Here is a 15,885-nt window from a genome sequence, read left to right on the forward strand (position 1 = left end):
TCCGATCGGAAACAAAGGGAATTTGTGGGAATGCGTCAGGCGCTGTGGTTCTTGGTTCTGGCTTTGTCGGTCATGGCGGCGCGTGCCGCCGTCGCCCAGGAGACCTGGGTGCAGATCGAGGCACATTCCACCCTGGCCGAGGCCGAGGAACGCGCGCGCGCCTACGCGGGGGCTTTCCCGAACGTCGCGGGCTTTGCCATGACGACAGGATGGTACGCGGTGGCGCTTGGCCCCTATTCCGCCGAGGAGGCGGGCGCTGCGCTGACGCGGTTGAAGACAGACCGGCTGATCCCGGACGACAGCTATGTCACCGACGGGTCGCGGTTCCGCCAGCGGTACTGGCCCGTCGCCGGTGCCGAGACCCCGACGCCGGAACCGGCGATCGAGGCCGCCGCGCCCGTGGTGACCCCCGACCCTGCGACCGCGCCCGAACCTGACGAGACCCAGGCCGAGGCGCGCGCCTCCGAAGCCGCGCTGACCCAGGGCGAAAGGGAACTTCTGCAGACCGCGCTCCAGTGGTCGGGCCATTACGAGGGCGCGATCGACGGCGCCATCGGTCAGGGCACGCGGCGCAGCATGGCGGAATGGCAGGCGGCGGCCGGCCATCCCGCGACCGGGGTGATGACCACGCGCCAGCGGGCCGAACTGATCGGCGCCTATCAGGCCGAACTCGCCGCCTTCGGCTTTGCCGCGGTGAAGGAGATCGAGGCAGGCATCGAGATCAGCCTGCCGCTCGGCCTTGTCGCGTTCGACCGCTACAACCCGCCCTTCGTCCACTATGGCGAAAAGGACGGCTCGGGCTTTCAGGTCTTCCTGATTTCCCAGCCGGGCGACCAGAATTCCCTGTTTGCGCTCTATGACCTGATGCAGACGCTGACCATCGTTCCGCTGGAGGGCGAACGCGGGATCGAGCGCAACCGCTTTACTCTGTCCGGCGCCAATGGCGATGTCGCGTCGTATTCCGAGGCGCGGCTGGACGGCGGTCTGATCAAGGGCTTTACCCTGGTCTGGCACCCCGCACAGGCGGAGCAGGCCGCCCGCGTTCTCCAGACGATGAAGGCCACGTTCAAGCCGGTGGGCACGCAGGCGCTGGACGACAGCCTGGGCCAACCGCTGGCCGAACCGCGCGAAGACCTGATCGCCGGGGTCGAGGTGCGCCGGCCGGTCCTCTCGCGCAGCGGCTTCTACATCGACGGCGCCGGAACGGTCCTGACCACATCAGAGGTGCTGAACCAGTGCAGCCGCGTGACCCTTGACGGCACGCACGAGGCCGACGTGGCCTATCAGGACGCGGCGCTCGGCATCGCGATCCTGAAACCGCGCGAGGCGCTTCTGCCGATGAGCCATGCCGCCTTCCGCGCCGACCTGCCGCGCCTCAACTCCGAGGTGGCGGTGGCGGGCTATTCCTATGGCGACGCCCTGACTCAGCCGGTGATGACCTTCGGCACGCTGGCCGATGGCAAGGGCCTGGACGGCCAGCAGGACCTGGCGCGCCTGGCGCTCCGGGCGCTGCCGGGCGATTCGGGGGGGCCGGTGTTCGACATGGGCGGGTCGGTCGTCGGCATGCTGCTGCCGCGCGAAGATGAAAACGGCCGCGTCCTGCCCGAGGATGTGGGCTATGCACTCGAAACCGGCGCCATCGCGGCGGCGCTCTCCGCCCAGGGCATTACGCCGGCGGCGACCGACCGTTCGGGGGCGCTGGCCCCCGAGGACCTGACGCGCCTTGCCCAGGGCATGACGGTCCTCGTGTCCTGCTGGAATTGAGCGGCGGGCGGCAAGCCCGCCCCCCTCAGGTCCCCCGTCAGGCCATGTCGGGCGTCATGTGGATGAGCGTCGGGCGGTCCGCGGCCAGCGCCGCCGTGACGGCCGCCTGAAGCCCCGAAAGCGTGTCGGGGCGCACGGCATGGGCCTCGTAGGCTTCGGCCAGCCTCAGGAAGTCGGGGTTGCGCGCGACCACCGCGTTGGGCGCGATCTGCGAGCGCACCATGCTTTCCTCGATCTCCTTCAGCTTGCCGTTGTCCCACACGAGGATCGGCAGCGGCAGGCCAAGCTCGACCGCCGTGCCAAGCTCCTGGATCGTGTACTGAAGCCCGTAGTCCCCGGCGATGGCGACGACGGGATCATCGGGAAGGCCCACCTTGCCGCCGATCGCCGCGGGCATGGCGTAGCCCAGCGTGCCGAAGCCGTAGGGGTGGTGCCACAGCCCCGGCTCCGCCATGTCCCAGACCTCCTTCGCGACATAGGCGAACTGGGTCATGTCGGAGAATATCCGCGTCCGCGCGGGCAGGCAGGCGTGCAGTGCATCGGCGATGCGGACGATGCCGGGGCGTTCCGCGTCGGTCTCGGCGCGCCAGCGGGCGCGCGTGGCCGCGATCTCGGCCGCGTCCCAGCCGCTGGCCGGGCGGGCGGGCAAGGCCGCCGCCAGCGCCTCGAGGAAGGCCGCGGCATCGCCCAGGACGGGCATCTCGGCCGCGTGGCCGTCGCAAAGCTCCGCCGGGTCGATGTCGACGCGCACCAGCGGCACATCGGGCAGCGCCTGCGGGCGCCAGGCATCGACCTCGGACAACTCGGTCCCGACCGCCACGATCAGGTCGGCCCGCGCGAGGATGCGTTCGGCCTCGGGGCGCGCGAAGAAACTGCCGAGGTAGAGCGGGTCACCGGGCGCCACGATGCCGCGCCCGGCATAGGTCACGATACTGGCCGCGCCGGTGGCTGCCAGCACGCGCCGCGCCGCCTGCCAGCCGCCGCGCGCACCGCCGCCGAAGACGAAAAGCGGCCGCCGCGCTGCCCCGATCCGGGCGGCAACGGCGGAAACATCCGGCGCGACCGGCAGCGCAGGCAGCGCGCGGGGCGGCGCGAATTCGGGCGCGAGCGCGCCCAGAACCTCGATCGGAACCTGCATGTGCTTCGGCCTCGGGCGCGCGGCGGCGAACTCGGCAAAGGCGCGGTCGACCAGGTGATAGGCGCTTTGCGCGTCCATCGCCGTCTTCGACCAGTCGCAGACCGTGGCTGCCGCCCCTTCCTGATCCTTCATCTCGTGCAGCCGTGCCCGCCCGATCCCCAGATCGGCCCGGTTCAGGCACGAGGAAATGGCAAGCACCGGCACGCTGTCCGAATAGGCCTGGCCAAGCGGCGTCAGGATGTTCGTCAGCCCCGGCCCGGTGATGACATAGGCCACCCCCGGCCGGCCCGTCGCGCGGGCATAGCCGTCGGCCATGAAGCCCGCCCCCTGTTCGTGGCGCGCCAGCACATGGCGCAGGCCCGCCTCCTCGATGCCCCGGTAAAGCTCGACGTTGTGCACGCCGGGAATGCCGAAGATCACCTCGACCCCGCGCGATTTCAGCATGTGGGACAGCTGCGCCCCCAACGGACGTTCGACCATCAGACCCTCCAGAACCGGGGAAGAAAGAGCACGAGCACGACCAGCAGTTCCAGCCGGCCGAGCAGCATGGCGAAAGTGAGTATCCATTTCGCCGTGTCGTTCAAGGGGGCAAATGTCCCCGCCGGCCCGATCGTCTGGCCAAGGCCGGGGCCGATGTTGGCAATCGCCGTCGCCGCCCCCGACACCGAGGTGACGAAATCGAGCCCGGTCATCCCCAGAAGCACCGCCGTAATCCCGAGCGTCAGGACGAAGACGCCGAAGAAGGTCGCGACCGAGCCCAGGACCGCCTCGTCCACCGGCCTGCCGTCGTAACGCAGCAGAAAGACGCCGTTGGGGGCATGAAGCCGGCGCACCTGCTGCGCGACCGCGCCCAGAAGGATCTGGTAGCGGAAGATCTTGATCGAGCAGCAGGTCGATCCGGCGCATCCGCCGATCAGTCCGATGAAGAAGAAAAGAACGACCGGAAAGCCGCCCCAGAGCTGGTAGTCGACGCTGGCATAGCCGGTGCCGGTGATGATCGAGGTGACGTTGAAAAGCCCCTCGCGCAGCGCGTGTTCGAAATGGTCGCCATTGGCGAGGACCCTGTAGGCCGCGACCGTCGCCACGAGGATGGCGATGGTCCAGAGAAAGCCGCGCACCTGCCGGTCCTGGAGTAGCGGCCGGGTCTGGCCCGCGATGACCTGGACAAAGCGGACGAAGGGCAGGCTCGCCAGCACCATGAACAGCGCGGCGACGTATTCCGGGGCCCCCTGAAACGCCCCGAACGAGGCGTCCGAGGTCGAGAAACCGCCGGTCGAAAGCGTCGTCAGCGCGTGGTTGATCGCCTGGAACCCGTCCATGCCGACCGCAAGGTAGGCGAAGTGGCACAGCACCGTCAGCCCGACGTAGACGACCGAGATGTGGGCCGCGATGGCCGCCGCGCGCGGCAGCACCTTGCCCCCGGTATCGAACGCCTCCGAGCGGAATATCTGCATGCCGCCGACGCGCAGTTCCGGCAGGAACACCATCGCGACCACGATGATGCCGACGCCGCCGAACCATTGCAGCATCGACCGCCAGAGCAGCAGCCCCGGCGGCAGCTCCTCCAGCCGGACGAAGACCGTCGATCCGGTCGTCGTCATGCCCGACATCGCTTCGAAGATCGCATCGACCACCTTCGCGTCGGTCGCGCCGATCAGGAACGGCAGCGCCCCGAAGATCGGCAGCACCGCCCATACACCCGTCGCCAGCAGGAATGTTTCCTGCGTCGTCAGCCGGGGACGCACGCCGCTTGCGCAGGCAAGCGCCATGACAACGCCGGTGAAGACGGTGATCAGCCCGCTTTGCAGGAAGGCCCGCCAGTGGTCGTTTCCATGCCAGAGGTCGGTCGCCATCGGGACGAACATCGTCGCCCCGAAGATCGCAGCCAGAAGGCCGATGACATATCCGACGGGGCGCAGGTCCGGCATGGGTGTCAGCTTGTCGAGACGCCGCGCCGTGTCAAGACGATCCTTGCCGCTCAGTCCCGCCAGAACCGCGGCAGGATCACCACGAACACCGACAGGAGCGACAGGCGCCCCATGATCATCGCGAGGATCATCAGGAGTTTGGAGACGTCGGGAAACTCGACGAAGGTGCCGGTCGGCAGGACCATGGGGCCGAACCCGTAGCCGATATTGCCGATCGAGGTCCAGGACGCGAACACCGCGCTTTCAAAATCCACCCCGCTTTGCAGGATCAGCACGGCGATGACGCCGAAGCCGAGGATGTAGGCGCCGAGGTAGAGAACCATCGCGTCGATCGTCTCCATGTCCACCCTGCGGCCCTGATAGCGGATGGGCGACACCCTGTGCGGCGCATGGATGCGCTGGATTTGCTGCTTGAGCGCGGCAAACATCAGCTGGACGCGGAACACCGACAACCCGGCCGCACTCGACCCCGAGCAGGCGCCGATGATGCCGAGCCACATCGCGACGATGACGGCAAAGCCGCCCCAGACCGGGAAGGTGCCCATGCCGAAACCGGTGCTCGACATGATCGAGACGAGGTTGAACAGGCTTTCCCGAAAGGCCGCCTCAGCCGGCTGGTCCGAGGTCGCGACCCGCCAGATGCTGACCGCGATCACGGCCGACGCGACCCACGTCAGATAGCCACGCACCTGCGCATCGCGCCACAGCGGCAGTGCGCTGCCCTGCACCAGTTGCACGTAGCGGATGTAGGGCAGACTGCCGAGCAGCATGAACAGCGCGCCGGCATAGTGGAGGCTGGCGGAATAGTCCGCGAAAGAGGCCGCGCGGGGGGAAAATCCACCGGTGGCGATCGTCGCCAGCGCATGCTCGACGGACTCGATGCCGCTCATCCCGAGGGCCGCGTAGGTTCCCATGCAGGCCAGCGTCAGGCTCAGGTAGATGAAGAAGAGTTGCCCCGCGATGTCGGTGGCGCGCGGAAGGATTTTGCCGAAGGTGTCGAAGCCCTCGGTGCGGAAGAACTGCATCCCGCCGACACGCATGACGGGCAGGAAGATCATCGCGATGAACGCGATCCCGAGGCCGCCCAGCCAGTTGAGCATCGCCCGCCAGAGATGGACCCCGACCGGCAAGTCGTCCATGCCGACGAAGACGGACGACCCGGTTGTCGTGATGCCCGAAACCGCCTCGAAATAGGCGTCGATCAGGCGGACCTCGGGGGCGCCGATGATGAAGGGCAAGGCGCCGAAGGCCGGCACGGCAAGCCAGATGCAGATGGTCAGGAGAAACGCCTGCCGGATCGACAGGCTGCTCCCCGCCCGGTTCTGGCAGGCCATGGTGGTGATCAGGCCGGCGGTCACCGAGATCAGCGCCGCCTCGAAGAAGGCGCCGGCGTTGCCGGTTCCCGCCAGCGCATCGACAATGCCCGGAACCAGCATCGTGGCCCCGAGGACCGAGACGATGAGGCCGATCACATATCCAACGGGGCGCAAGTCGATCATGATGGCAGAGGCTTGGAACGCGGCGCGCGGCAAGTCAAGGGCGGGCAGGCGCCTGCCCCGCCGCCACTCTCAGCCGGTCTTGTGCAGCGTCGCGAACAGCCGGGGATCGATGCTTTCGGAGACGAAGGTCGGCCCCTCGGTCAGGATCGACACCGCGTCATGCGAATGCAGGCTTTCCTGATGGCTTGCGACCACGCGGAAATCACCGATGCGCTCATCCGCCAGCAGACGCTCCGCAAAGCTGCGCGCCGCATCCTCGACGAAGATCGGGTTCGCCGCGTTCAGTTCGGCAAAGGCCTGTTCGTCCTCGCGCTTGACCATCACCTGCGTCTCGGTCGGCACGGCCGCGCGCGCCAGGTCGATCAGATCCTCGTACCAGAGCCGCCGGCCGCCGCTTTCCACCGCCGAGATCCGCGCCACCGAGCGTTGCGAATGCGGCGTGGCCAGTTGGCCCCGCGCCTGCCGGGCATGTTCGCTGAGTTCGAGCGAGCACGGACAGGTCGAGGAATAGACGTAGTCGAGATGGATGATCCGCTTGCGCGCGCCTTCCCGCTCCATCAGTTCGAGGGCGAGGTCGTAGTACTGCCAGCCGGACAGGCCGGAGCGCAGAGATTCCACCCGCGCCGGGAAGGAAAACCGCATCATCAGGCGGGCATCCACGCTGTCGTGGTCGGTCTTGTAGTCCGACAGCACGGCTTCAAGCACCGAGAAGGAGAAGGTCCGCTCCGCATGGGCATAGAAGGACCGCATGATGCGGCTCATGTTGATGCCCTTCTTCTCGCCGATCAGGCTGACGGTTCCGGTGACGGAAGTCTCGAGCGTGATGTCGCCGCCGTCGCGGGTGTGGAACCGGATCGGCAGGCGGAAGTTGGAAATGCCCACATGCTGGATCTGCGCCTTAGCGCCGACGATCAGGCTCGACGGGCCGTTCTGGAGGTCGGGCATCGAGGCGCGATAGGCGGCGTCCGCCCGGAAGCCCTCGGGGTAGACGCGCGACAGGTCTGGATAGTTCCCGACTTCGCGGCCCGGAAGCAGCCGCGCGATCGCCGGATCAAGCCGGGCAACCTCGGTCGGGTCGGCGTGTTCGGCCCAGCGCCGGAGCAGGCGAAGCGCCTCTTCGGCATCGGCGCGATCCGGCTCGCGGTCAATCTCGCCCACGAAGTTCATCGGCACCTCCCTGGCCCCGAGGGGACTGTCGCATTATGTGGGCGCGGGGTGGCCCTTGTCCAACCCTACGCGAACCCTTGCGACGATATTGCGACCTCAGACCGCGCCGAGCGCACGGGTCAGGTCGCCGATCAGGTCCTCCGGATCCTCGAGCCCGACCGACAGCCGCACGAGGCCCGGCGTGATCCCGAGAAGCGCCTTCTGCTCGGCCGGAAGACGCTGGTGCGTGGTCGTCGCGGGATGGGTGATGATCGACTTCGCGTCGCCGAGGTTGTTGGAGATCAGCACGATTTCGAGCGCGTTGAGGAAGCGGAACGCGCCCGCCTGCCCGTCCCTGACCTCCAGCGTCACCACCGTGCCGCCCGAACCCATCTGCTCCATCGCGATCGCATGCTGGGCATGGTCCTTGAGCCCGGGGAACACCACGCGGGCAAGCTTCTCGTGCCCCTTCAGCGCCCGCGCGATCTGAAGCGCGCTGTCGGCCTGCTGGCGCACCCGCAGGTCCAGCGTCTCCAGTCCCTTCAGCATCACCCAGGCGTTGAACGGGCTGAGCGCCGCGCCGGTGTGCTTGAGGTAGGGCTCGAGCACCTTGCGGATGTAGTGCTTGCTGGCGCAGACGATCCCGCCAAGGCAGCGGCCCGATCCGTCGATATGCTTGGTTGCCGAATAGACGACGACATCGGCGCCAAGTGCGACCGCCTTGGAGTAGGTGGGGGTGGCGAAGACGTTATCGACGATCACGGTGGCGCCCACGGCGTGCGCGATCTCCGCGACCGAGCGGACGTCGATCACCTCGAGCGTCGGGTTGGAGACGGATTCAAGGAAGACCGCCTTGGTGCCCGCGCGCACCGCCGCGCGCCACTGGTCGAGGTCCGTGCCATCGACCAGCGTCACCTCGACCCCGAAACGGCCAAGAATTTCAAGGACGTAAAGGCACGACCCGAACAGCGCCCGCGCCGCGACGACATGATCGCCCGCCTTCAGCATGGCGGTCAGCGCGCCGTTTACTGCTGCCATCCCGCTGGCAGTAGCAAAGGCATCCTCGGTCCCCTCGATCGCGGCCATCCGTTCCTCGAACATGCGCACGGTCGGGTTGCCGTAGCGGGCATAGATGAATTCGTCCGGCCCGGTCTCGATGAACCGCGCCTCGGCCTGTTCGGCGCTGTCGTAGACGAACCCTTGCGTCAGGAAGATCGCCTCGGACATCTCGCCATACTGGCTGCGGCGGGCGCCGGCATGGATCAGTTTGGTTCGCGTCTTCCACTCGGTCATGGCCGTTCCTCCGGCAACGAAAAGCCCCCACCGGGACGGGTGGGGGCCAGAGGCCTCCGACCTTTTTAGCGGCTTGTTTAACGTGGCCCGCAATCCGGTGAACAAATCGCCACGAAGCGCGCGATAGCGCGATCCGGAGGCAGGGTCAACCGCCAGCGGCGGGTCTTGCCCCTTCCGCGCCGATCGGGGAGACTGCGGCGAACCGCTTGAGGAGCCGCCATGTCCCTTTTTCGTGCCCTTGTCCTCCTGCCAGTCGCGGCCTGCGCGGCGGGCTCCCCCGGCCCCGAGGTCGGGTCTGTCAGCTACGGTGGCGAGACTTACGCGATCCATGCCCGGGCCGACGACCCGTCGGTCTGGCGCATGCAGGCGGACGGGCAGACCGTCCTCTGCCGCGCCGCGACCGAGGCGGACTGCTACTGGTCGCTCAGGTTCTTCCTCGCCAGCCGGGCCGCGCTCGACGATCAGGAAGCCTGAGCGGGTGCAGGTCGGGTTGCGGGCGCCGTGTCGCCCGGTCCGTCGAGGTCGAGCCAGAGCGCGCCATCGCGATAGCCGCCGCGGATAAGGTGCCCCGGCGTGGCGACCTCGGGGTGATCGGCCGCCCAGTCGCGGTAGCGGTCGTTGGTGACGATCCGCGCGCTCAGGTCCCGCGCTGCCGAGAGGATCACGGGGTCGGCCGGGGTGCCCTTGCCGACGACCAGGATGCGGCTGACGGGCAATCCCAGCATCTCGCTGAAGGCGCGTTCGTTCATGTACCGGCCCGAGATCAGGTAACCCGCGTTGGCGTCGAAGGCGACGCCCGGCGCATATCCGCGCGACGTGAGCGCCAGAACCACGTCCCGCACCACGGCGATGTCGGCCACATTGTCGCGCCAGTGCATGACGTTCGACCCGTCGATGACGAGCGGTGGTGGTGGCGGCGTCCGGGGCCGCGACACAAGCGCGCGGGGCCGTGCGAGGAACTCGCGGGGCCGTGCGAGGAACTGGCGGCAGAGGATGTAGGCCGCCGCCAGGGTGCAGGGCGCGGCCAGGATCACCAGGTCGGCCCAGCCGGGCACGACGAAGGCTGCAATCAGGGCAACCAGAGAAGCGACAAACAAACCGGCAGGCACAATCATGCGGCGAACCTAGCGCGCGCCATGTTCCCTTGCAATCGCAGACGCCGGATCAGGCTTCGGGACCGTCCCCGGTGCCGTAGCGCTTGAACAGCCTGCCCTGGGCCATGAAGAAGACGAAGATCGCGGCGGTCAGGCCGAAGGTCTTGAAGTTGACCCAGGCCGCGTCCGACATGGTGCGCCAGATGACCTCGTTCAGGACGGCGAGGGCCGCGAAGAACGCGGCCAGCCGGCGCGTCAGGATCAGCCAGCCGGCCCGCTCCATCGGCAGCGCATCCTCCATCACCAGCGCGAGGTAGGACTGGCCGCGCAGGAGCCCGAAGCCGAGAACGCCGGCGAACAGCAGGTAGATCATCGTCGGCTTCATCTTGAAGAAGCGTTCGTCGTTGAACCAGACCGACAGCCCGCCGAAGACGAGGACGAGCACGAGCGTTGCGATCTGCATGGGCGCGATGCGGCCCGTCAGGCGCCAGAGCGCCACCGTGGACAACACCATGAGCGGAATGAAGAGCGCGGTCGCAAGGATGAAGCCGCCGTAGCTGACCCCGCCGACGACGACCGAGACGTCCTTGAACCGCGTGAAGGCGACGAAGAAGGCCAGGACGGGGCCAAGTTCGAGCGTCAGCTTCAGCCAGGGATTGATCTTGCGCGCCGCCATCCGTCCGTCACCCCGCCAGTTTCACCACCGCGGCCCCGGCCGCGATCAGCACCATCAGGCCCAACCTGCGCGGGCCGACCCGTTCCCCCAGCATCAGCCAGCCGATCAGCGCGGCGAAGACGGTGGAGGTTTCCCGCAATACCGCCGCCTCCCCCACCTTGTCGAGCCTTGTCGCCAGCATGAAGGCACCGAAACTCGCCCAGGCGACGACGGCGCCCAGAAGGCCGAGCCGCAAGAGCGCCGGGACGGCCGCGGCGGGCAGGTGCCGCCAGCGGCGGAACGTCAGTGCCGGCATGAAGAGCCCGTCGAGGAGGAAGAACCAGGCCAGGAAGGTGAAGGGATCGGCGGTCGCCCGGATGCCCCAGGCGTCGTAGGTGGAATAGAGCGCGACGAAGCCCCCGGTGACGACGGCAAGGGCGAGCGCGGGCAGGAGCGTGTCGCGCCCCACGGTCAGCGTGCGGAGGTTGTAGAGCGCGAATCCCCAGATCCCGGCGACCAGGATCGCGACGCCGGCCCACTGGCCGGGGGCGAAGTGCTCGTCCAGGAACAGGCTGGCGCCCGCGACGGTGAAAAGCGGCGCGGTGCCGCGGACGACCGGATAGACGACCGTGTAGGCGCCCCGCGCATAGGTCGCGGCCTGCGCGGTCTTGTAGCCCGCGTGGATCACGAAGGCGCCGGCGAGGATCGGCCAGAGGTGCGGCTCGGGCCAGGGCACGACGAAAAGCGCCAGCGGCAGCGCGATCGCGGAATAGCAGGCGTCGATCGCGGCGCGTGCGATCCAGGGATCGTGCCGCCCCTTCTGGAGCGCCCCGAAGAGCGCGTGGCTGAAGGCGGCCCAGAGTGCCAGGCCCATGGCCAGGCGGTGGCCCGCCCCGGTGCCTTCGAGCGAGATCAGCCAGTCGCTCAGCAAGACCCGCGCGCCGGGGGCGCTGCCCCCGGACCCCCGGAGTACTTGGGCCAGAATGAAGGGGGTAGTTGCATGGGCAGCTCAGCCGCCGGCCGCCTCGAGCCCGACGAGCGCTCGGGCGAAATCCTGCGGGTCGAAGGGGGCGAGGTCGTCGATCTGCTCGCCCACGCCGATCGCGTGGATCGGCAGGCCGAAGCGGTCGGCAAGTGCGACGAGGACGCCGCCCTTAGCCGTTCCGTCGAGCTTGGTCATGACGAGGCCCGAGACATCGGCGAGCTTGCGGAAGATGTCCACCTGGCTGAGCGCGTTCTGCCCCGTCGTGGCGTCGAGGACGAGAAGCGTGTTGTGCGGGGCGGAAGCATCCTTCTTGCGGATGACGCGGACGATCTTGGCAAGCTCCTCCATCAGGTCCTGCCGGTTCTGGAGCCGTCCGGCGGTGTCGATGAGCAGGAGGTCGGCGCCGTCCCGTTCGGCCTGGTCCATGGCGTCGAAGGCGAGACTTGCCGGGTCCGACCCTTCCGGCGCGGTCAGCACGGGGACGCCCGCGCGCGCACCCCAGACCTGGAGCTGTTCCACGGCGGCGGCGCGAAAGGTATCGCCCGCGGCGATCACCACCTTCTTGCCGGCGGCGCGGAACTGGCTGGCGAGCTTGCCGATCGTCGTGGTCTTGCCCGATCCGTTGACACCGACGACCAGCACGACCTGCGGCTTTTTCGCGTAGATCGGCAGCGGGCGGGCGACGGGCTCCATGATGCGGGCGACCTCGTCCGCCAGAAGGCCCTTGATCTCGGGCACCGACAGCCTTCGCCCCATCCGGCCCTCGGCGAGGTTCGCGGTGACGCGCAGCGCGGTCTCCACCCCCATGTCGGCCTGGATCAGCACCTCCTCGAGGCTTTCGAGCATCGCGTCGTCGAGTACCCGGCGGGGAGCCGCGCTTTCGCCGCGGCCGAAGAGGCGGCCGAGGATACCGGGCCGGGTCGCGAGGGGCGCATCCGTCGCGACGCCGGGTGCGGGAAGTTCGGGCGGCGGCCCGGCCGGGGTTTCCGCCGGCGGGGTGGGAACCTCGGCCGGTGGCGGCGGCAGTTCGGACGGCGTCGGCGCAGGCGTTTCTGTCGGGGGTGCGGGCAGTTCGGAGGGCGCGGGTTCGGGGCTTTCGTCCGGCGCCTCGGCCACGACCGCCTCGAGCCCCTCGCCGAGGCGGGAGGAGGATTTGAAAAGCCGTTCCTTGAGCTTGTGGAAAAAGGCCATGGATCACCGCGTGGTTCGTTGTTCTCCACCTAGTCTTTTTGGCCCCGGGATGGAAGAGTGGGGGACGAAACCGCAATCCCGGCGATGTCAGGACCGTGAGACCGATGCAGCCAGAACCCGTCCCTTCGGCCCGGACACCGCTTGCCCGGTTCTGGGCGGCGAGCGCGGTTCCGGTCGTGCTGCTGATCCTCGCGGCGATTTTCGGGGGCTGGTTCGGCCTTGCCGCCTTCGCCTGGATGGCGGGCGTGATCTTGCTGCTCGACGAGGCGGAGATCATTCCGCGCGGGATCATGGGCGGGGCGGAGGACGCGCGGCTGACGCTCTGGCTGCCGGTGGCGCTGGGGGGCGCGCATGTCCTGATGATTCCGCTGGCGCTATGGTCGCTGACGAACCCCGGTGGCGGATTCTGGGGCTGGCTTGCGACCTTCCTCGCCTTCGGGCTGTGGTTCGGGCAGGTCTCCAACGCCAATGCGCACGAACTGATCCACCGGCGCGACCGGCGCCTGTTCCGGCTGGGCATGTGGATCTACATCTCGATGCTGTTCGGCCATCACACCTCGGCCCACCGCAGGGTGCATCACCGCTTCGTCGCCACGCCGGACGACCCGAACAGCGCCGAGCGCGGCGAGAGCTTCTATGCCTTCGCCCTGCGCGCCTGGCCGGGGGCCTTCCGGGCGGGCTATGAGATGGAGCGGTTCCTGATGCGGCCGCGGCTGGGCCGCAAGGCGGGGCGGATCAACCCCTATGCCATCTACATCGGCGGGGCCGCCGCGGTGCTCATCGCGATCGGCGCCATCTTCGGGCTGGCCGGGGTGCTGGTCTGGATCGCGCTTTCGGCGCATGCGCAATCGCAGATCCTGCTGTCGGACTATGTCCAGCACTACGGGCTGAGGCGGGCGATCCGGCCGGACGGCACGCCGGTGCCGGTGGGCCCCGAACACAGCTGGGACGCGCCGCAGGGGTTCAGCGGGCTTGGCCTTCTGAACGCCAACCGCCACGCCAGCCACCACCTGCGGCCGGACCTCAGCTTTGCCGAACTGGAGCTTTCGCCCGGCGGGAAGGCGCCGCTCCTGCCGCATTCCCTGCCGGTGATGGCGACCATCGCGCTGTTTCCGCGCCTCTGGCGCCGGATCATGGACCGCCGGCTGCCGCCCGAAGGGCAAGTCCGCCCCTGACGCCTTCCCCTGCCCCGCGTTGCGTGCCATCCTTGGCCGGAACCGTCGCGGGGGAAAGATGCGCGCCTGGCTTTTCCTTCTGCTGCTCGCGACCCCTGCCCTTGCGGGAGAGGGGGCGCCGCTTACGCCCGAAGAGTTCGAGGCGCTGACGACCGGGCGCACCATCACCTATTCGAGCGGCGGCACCTACTACGGGACCGAGCAGTACATGCCCGGCCGCCGCGTGATCTGGACCTTCGGCGACATCTGCCAGCAGGGCCACTGGCAAGCCGAGGGGGAGATGATCTGCTTCACCTACGACGACAGCCCGGAGCCATCGTGCTGGATCTTCCGCCGGCATGGCGGCGGTCTGGCGGCGTGGGACGACGACGACCCGGAAGGTGAGCCGCTGGTCTCGACCTATCAGAGCCGGGCGCCGATGGCCTGCGGGCCGCGGGTGGGGGTCTGAGTCCTCAGAACAGGCTGCCCTGGAACGGCGGCGGATCGCCCTTCGGCTTTTTCGGCTTGGACGCATCGCCCGAGGTGGCCGGCAGGCGGCCGTCCTGGAACTCGATCTCGAACGTCCCGGCGGCTTCGGCGGCCGCGCGCGTGGTCAGGACGCCGCCCTCACCCCTGACGACGGCATAGCCACGCCGGAGCGTTTCGGTATAGCCAAGCGTCAGGCGCATGCGATCCAGCGATGCCAGGCGCTCGGACAGCGTTTCGAACCTCTGGCGCATCGCGGCGGCCTGGCGGGTGCCGATTTGGGCAATCTCTTCCCGGCGGCGGCCAATTTCGCGCCCGGCGTCGCGCGCCAGCCGCGCCAGCGCCGGGGAAAGCCGGCCCGCCCGGTCCGCAAGCAGCCGCCGCTCGCGCCCGATGTAGCCGGTCAGGAGCGCGGGCTGCATCCGCGCGGCCGACGAGTTGAAGGCCGCCCGCTTCCGGGTCGCGGCCGCCAGCAGCGCCGGGCCCAGCCGGTCGGACCAGTTGTCGAACCGCTGCCGCGCGGGATCAAGCAGCGCCTCGGGCCGGCCAAGCGCGCGCGACAGGTCGGCCAGGCGCTGCGCCCTCTGGTCCTGCCGCAGCCGGGTGGCGCGGGTGAGCCGCGCGCCCTGTTCCGCAGCCCAGGCCAGCAGTTCCATCCGGACCGGCACCGCCATCTCCGCGGCCGCCGTCGGGGTGGGGGCGCGGCGGTCGGCGGCGTGGTCGATCAGCGTGGTGTCGGTTTCGTGCCCGACGGCAGAGATCAGCGGGATCCGGGACGCCGCGGCGGCGCGCACGACGATTTCCTCGTTGAAGCCCCAGAGATCCTCGATCGAGCCGCCGCCGCGCGCGACGATGATCAGGTCCGGGCGCGGCACCGGCCCGCCCGGTGCCAGCGCGTTGAAGCCCTGGATCGCGGCCGCCACCTCGGGCGCGCACTTCTCGCCCTGCACTGCGACCGGCCAGATCAGGACGCGGCGCGGGAAACGGTCGCGCAGGCGGTGCAGGATGTCGCGGATCACCGCACCGGAGGGCGAGGTGACGACGCCGATCACCTCCGGCAGGAAGGGGATGGGCTTCTTGCGGGCGGCATCGAACAGCCCCTCGGCCGCCAGTGCCGCCTTGCGCTTTTCGAGCATCACCATCAGCGCGCCGGCACCCGCCGGCACGATGTCCTCGACAATCAGCTGGTATTTCGACTGGCCCGGAAAAGTGGTGAGCCGGCCGATGGCGATGACCTCCATCCCTTCTTCGGGGCGCACCGTCATGCGCGCCGCCTGCCCCTTCCAGCTGACCGCCGCGATGACCGCGCGGTCGTCCTTCAGGTCGAAGTAGAGATGCCCAGACGACGGGCGCGACACGCGCGAAACCTCTCCGCGCACCCGGACATGGGCGAACTCGCCCTCGATCACGCGTTTCACCGCGCCCGAGATTTCCGAGACGGTATATTCGGGTTGGTTGCCGCGCGGGGCGTCGTCGTCGAGAAGGTCCATGGCGCTTGTATCCTTTGGTCCCCCACCTTAGAACGCGCGCGGACGAAGGCCAAGGGAGCGGG

Annotated in this window: 14 protein-coding genes and 1 riboswitch; of the genes, 4 read left to right on the forward strand and 10 right to left on the reverse strand. The window is 68.8% G+C overall.

Features of this window, described 5'->3' with window-relative positions; translation table 11 throughout:
* Nucleotides 1–30: 30 nt before the first annotated feature.
* Nucleotides 31–1,764: a trypsin-like peptidase domain-containing protein gene (locus N5I32_RS09550; protein ID WP_261495229.1), complete on the forward strand. Its 1,734-nt coding sequence runs from the start codon at nucleotides 31–33 to the stop codon at nucleotides 1,762–1,764.
* Nucleotides 1,765–1,801: 37 nt separating this feature from the next.
* On the opposite strand, the gene N5I32_RS09555 is transcribed toward N5I32_RS09550, so the two are convergent.
* From N5I32_RS09555 to metZ, 5 genes are all read right to left on the reverse strand, one after another.
* Complete coding sequence (locus N5I32_RS09555; protein WP_261495230.1) at nucleotides 1,802–3,382, reverse strand: 5-guanidino-2-oxopentanoate decarboxylase; 1,581 nt, start codon at nucleotides 3,380–3,382, stop codon at nucleotides 1,802–1,804.
* Nucleotides 3,382–4,830: a TrkH family potassium uptake protein gene (locus N5I32_RS09560; RefSeq protein WP_261495231.1), complete on the reverse strand. Its 1,449-nt coding sequence runs from the start codon at nucleotides 4,828–4,830 to the stop codon at nucleotides 3,382–3,384. Before N5I32_RS09560 ends, N5I32_RS09555 begins: the two co-directional genes overlap by 1 nt.
* Before the next feature lie 50 nt (nucleotides 4,831–4,880).
* Nucleotides 4,881–6,329 carry a TrkH family potassium uptake protein gene (locus N5I32_RS09565; protein ID WP_261495232.1) on the reverse strand — a complete coding sequence of 483 codons (1,449 nt, stop codon included), beginning with the start codon at nucleotides 6,327–6,329 and terminating at the stop codon, nucleotides 4,881–4,883.
* Between the two features lie 69 nt (nucleotides 6,330–6,398).
* On the reverse strand, nucleotides 6,399–7,496 hold the full coding sequence (gene folE2, locus N5I32_RS09570) for a GTP cyclohydrolase FolE2 (RefSeq protein WP_261495233.1): 1,098 nt from the start codon (nucleotides 7,494–7,496) through the stop codon (nucleotides 6,399–6,401).
* A 96-nt stretch (nucleotides 7,497–7,592) separates the two neighbouring features.
* On the reverse strand, nucleotides 7,593–8,768 hold the full coding sequence (metZ, locus tag N5I32_RS09575; protein WP_261495234.1) for an O-succinylhomoserine sulfhydrylase: 1,176 nt from the start codon (nucleotides 8,766–8,768) through the stop codon (nucleotides 7,593–7,595).
* Between the two features lie 44 nt (nucleotides 8,769–8,812).
* Nucleotides 8,813–8,891, reverse strand: a riboswitch (SAM riboswitch).
* A 96-nt stretch (nucleotides 8,892–8,987) separates the two neighbouring features.
* On the opposite strand from metZ, the gene N5I32_RS09580 reads away from it, so the two are divergent.
* Nucleotides 8,988–9,242 carry a hypothetical protein gene (locus N5I32_RS09580; RefSeq protein ID WP_261495235.1) on the forward strand — a complete coding sequence of 85 codons (255 nt, stop codon included), beginning with the start codon at nucleotides 8,988–8,990 and terminating at the stop codon, nucleotides 9,240–9,242.
* Here the strand turns inward: N5I32_RS09580 and N5I32_RS09585 are convergent.
* The 4 genes from N5I32_RS09585 to ftsY all read right to left on the reverse strand — a co-directional run bounded on the left by N5I32_RS09585 (nucleotide 9,230) and on the right by ftsY (nucleotide 12,693).
* A complete protein-coding gene (locus N5I32_RS09585; RefSeq protein ID WP_261495236.1) occupies nucleotides 9,230–9,883 on the reverse strand; it encodes an NYN domain-containing protein in 654 nt (217 codons plus the stop codon). The two genes, N5I32_RS09580 and N5I32_RS09585, sit on opposite strands and share 13 nt — an antisense overlap.
* Nucleotides 9,884–9,932: 49 nt before the next feature.
* On the reverse strand, nucleotides 9,933–10,538 hold the full coding sequence (locus N5I32_RS09590; RefSeq protein ID WP_261495237.1) for an inner membrane-spanning protein YciB: 606 nt from the start codon (nucleotides 10,536–10,538) through the stop codon (nucleotides 9,933–9,935).
* A 7-nt stretch (nucleotides 10,539–10,545) separates the two neighbouring features.
* The gene (locus tag N5I32_RS09595; RefSeq protein WP_261495975.1) at nucleotides 10,546–11,445 is read right to left on the reverse strand and encodes an EamA family transporter; all 900 of its coding nucleotides are present in this window, start codon (nucleotides 11,443–11,445) and stop codon (nucleotides 10,546–10,548) included.
* An 81-nt stretch (nucleotides 11,446–11,526) separates the two neighbouring features.
* Nucleotides 11,527–12,693, reverse strand: coding sequence for a signal recognition particle-docking protein FtsY (gene ftsY / locus N5I32_RS09600; protein WP_261495238.1), 1,167 nt, complete (start codon nucleotides 12,691–12,693; stop codon nucleotides 11,527–11,529).
* A gap of 104 nt (nucleotides 12,694–12,797) precedes the next feature.
* Here ftsY and N5I32_RS09605 point away from each other — a divergent pair, with 104 nt between their 5' ends.
* Nucleotides 12,798–13,868: an alkane 1-monooxygenase gene (locus tag N5I32_RS09605; RefSeq protein WP_261495239.1), complete on the forward strand. Its 1,071-nt coding sequence runs from the start codon at nucleotides 12,798–12,800 to the stop codon at nucleotides 13,866–13,868.
* A gap of 58 nt (nucleotides 13,869–13,926) precedes the next feature.
* The gene (locus N5I32_RS09610; RefSeq protein WP_261495240.1) at nucleotides 13,927–14,316 is read left to right on the forward strand and encodes a hypothetical protein; all 390 of its coding nucleotides are present in this window, start codon (nucleotides 13,927–13,929) and stop codon (nucleotides 14,314–14,316) included.
* A gap of 4 nt (nucleotides 14,317–14,320) precedes the next feature.
* Here the strand turns inward: N5I32_RS09610 and xseA are convergent, their stop codons facing one another.
* Complete coding sequence (gene xseA, locus N5I32_RS09615; protein ID WP_261495241.1) at nucleotides 14,321–15,823, reverse strand: exodeoxyribonuclease VII large subunit; 1,503 nt, start codon at nucleotides 15,821–15,823, stop codon at nucleotides 14,321–14,323.
* Nucleotides 15,824–15,885 lie beyond the last annotated feature (62 nt).

Origin of the sequence: Albidovulum sediminis, from assembly GCF_025380365.1 — a bacterium.
In the GTDB taxonomy this organism is placed as follows: domain Bacteria; phylum Pseudomonadota; class Alphaproteobacteria; order Rhodobacterales; family Rhodobacteraceae; genus Albidovulum; species Albidovulum sediminis.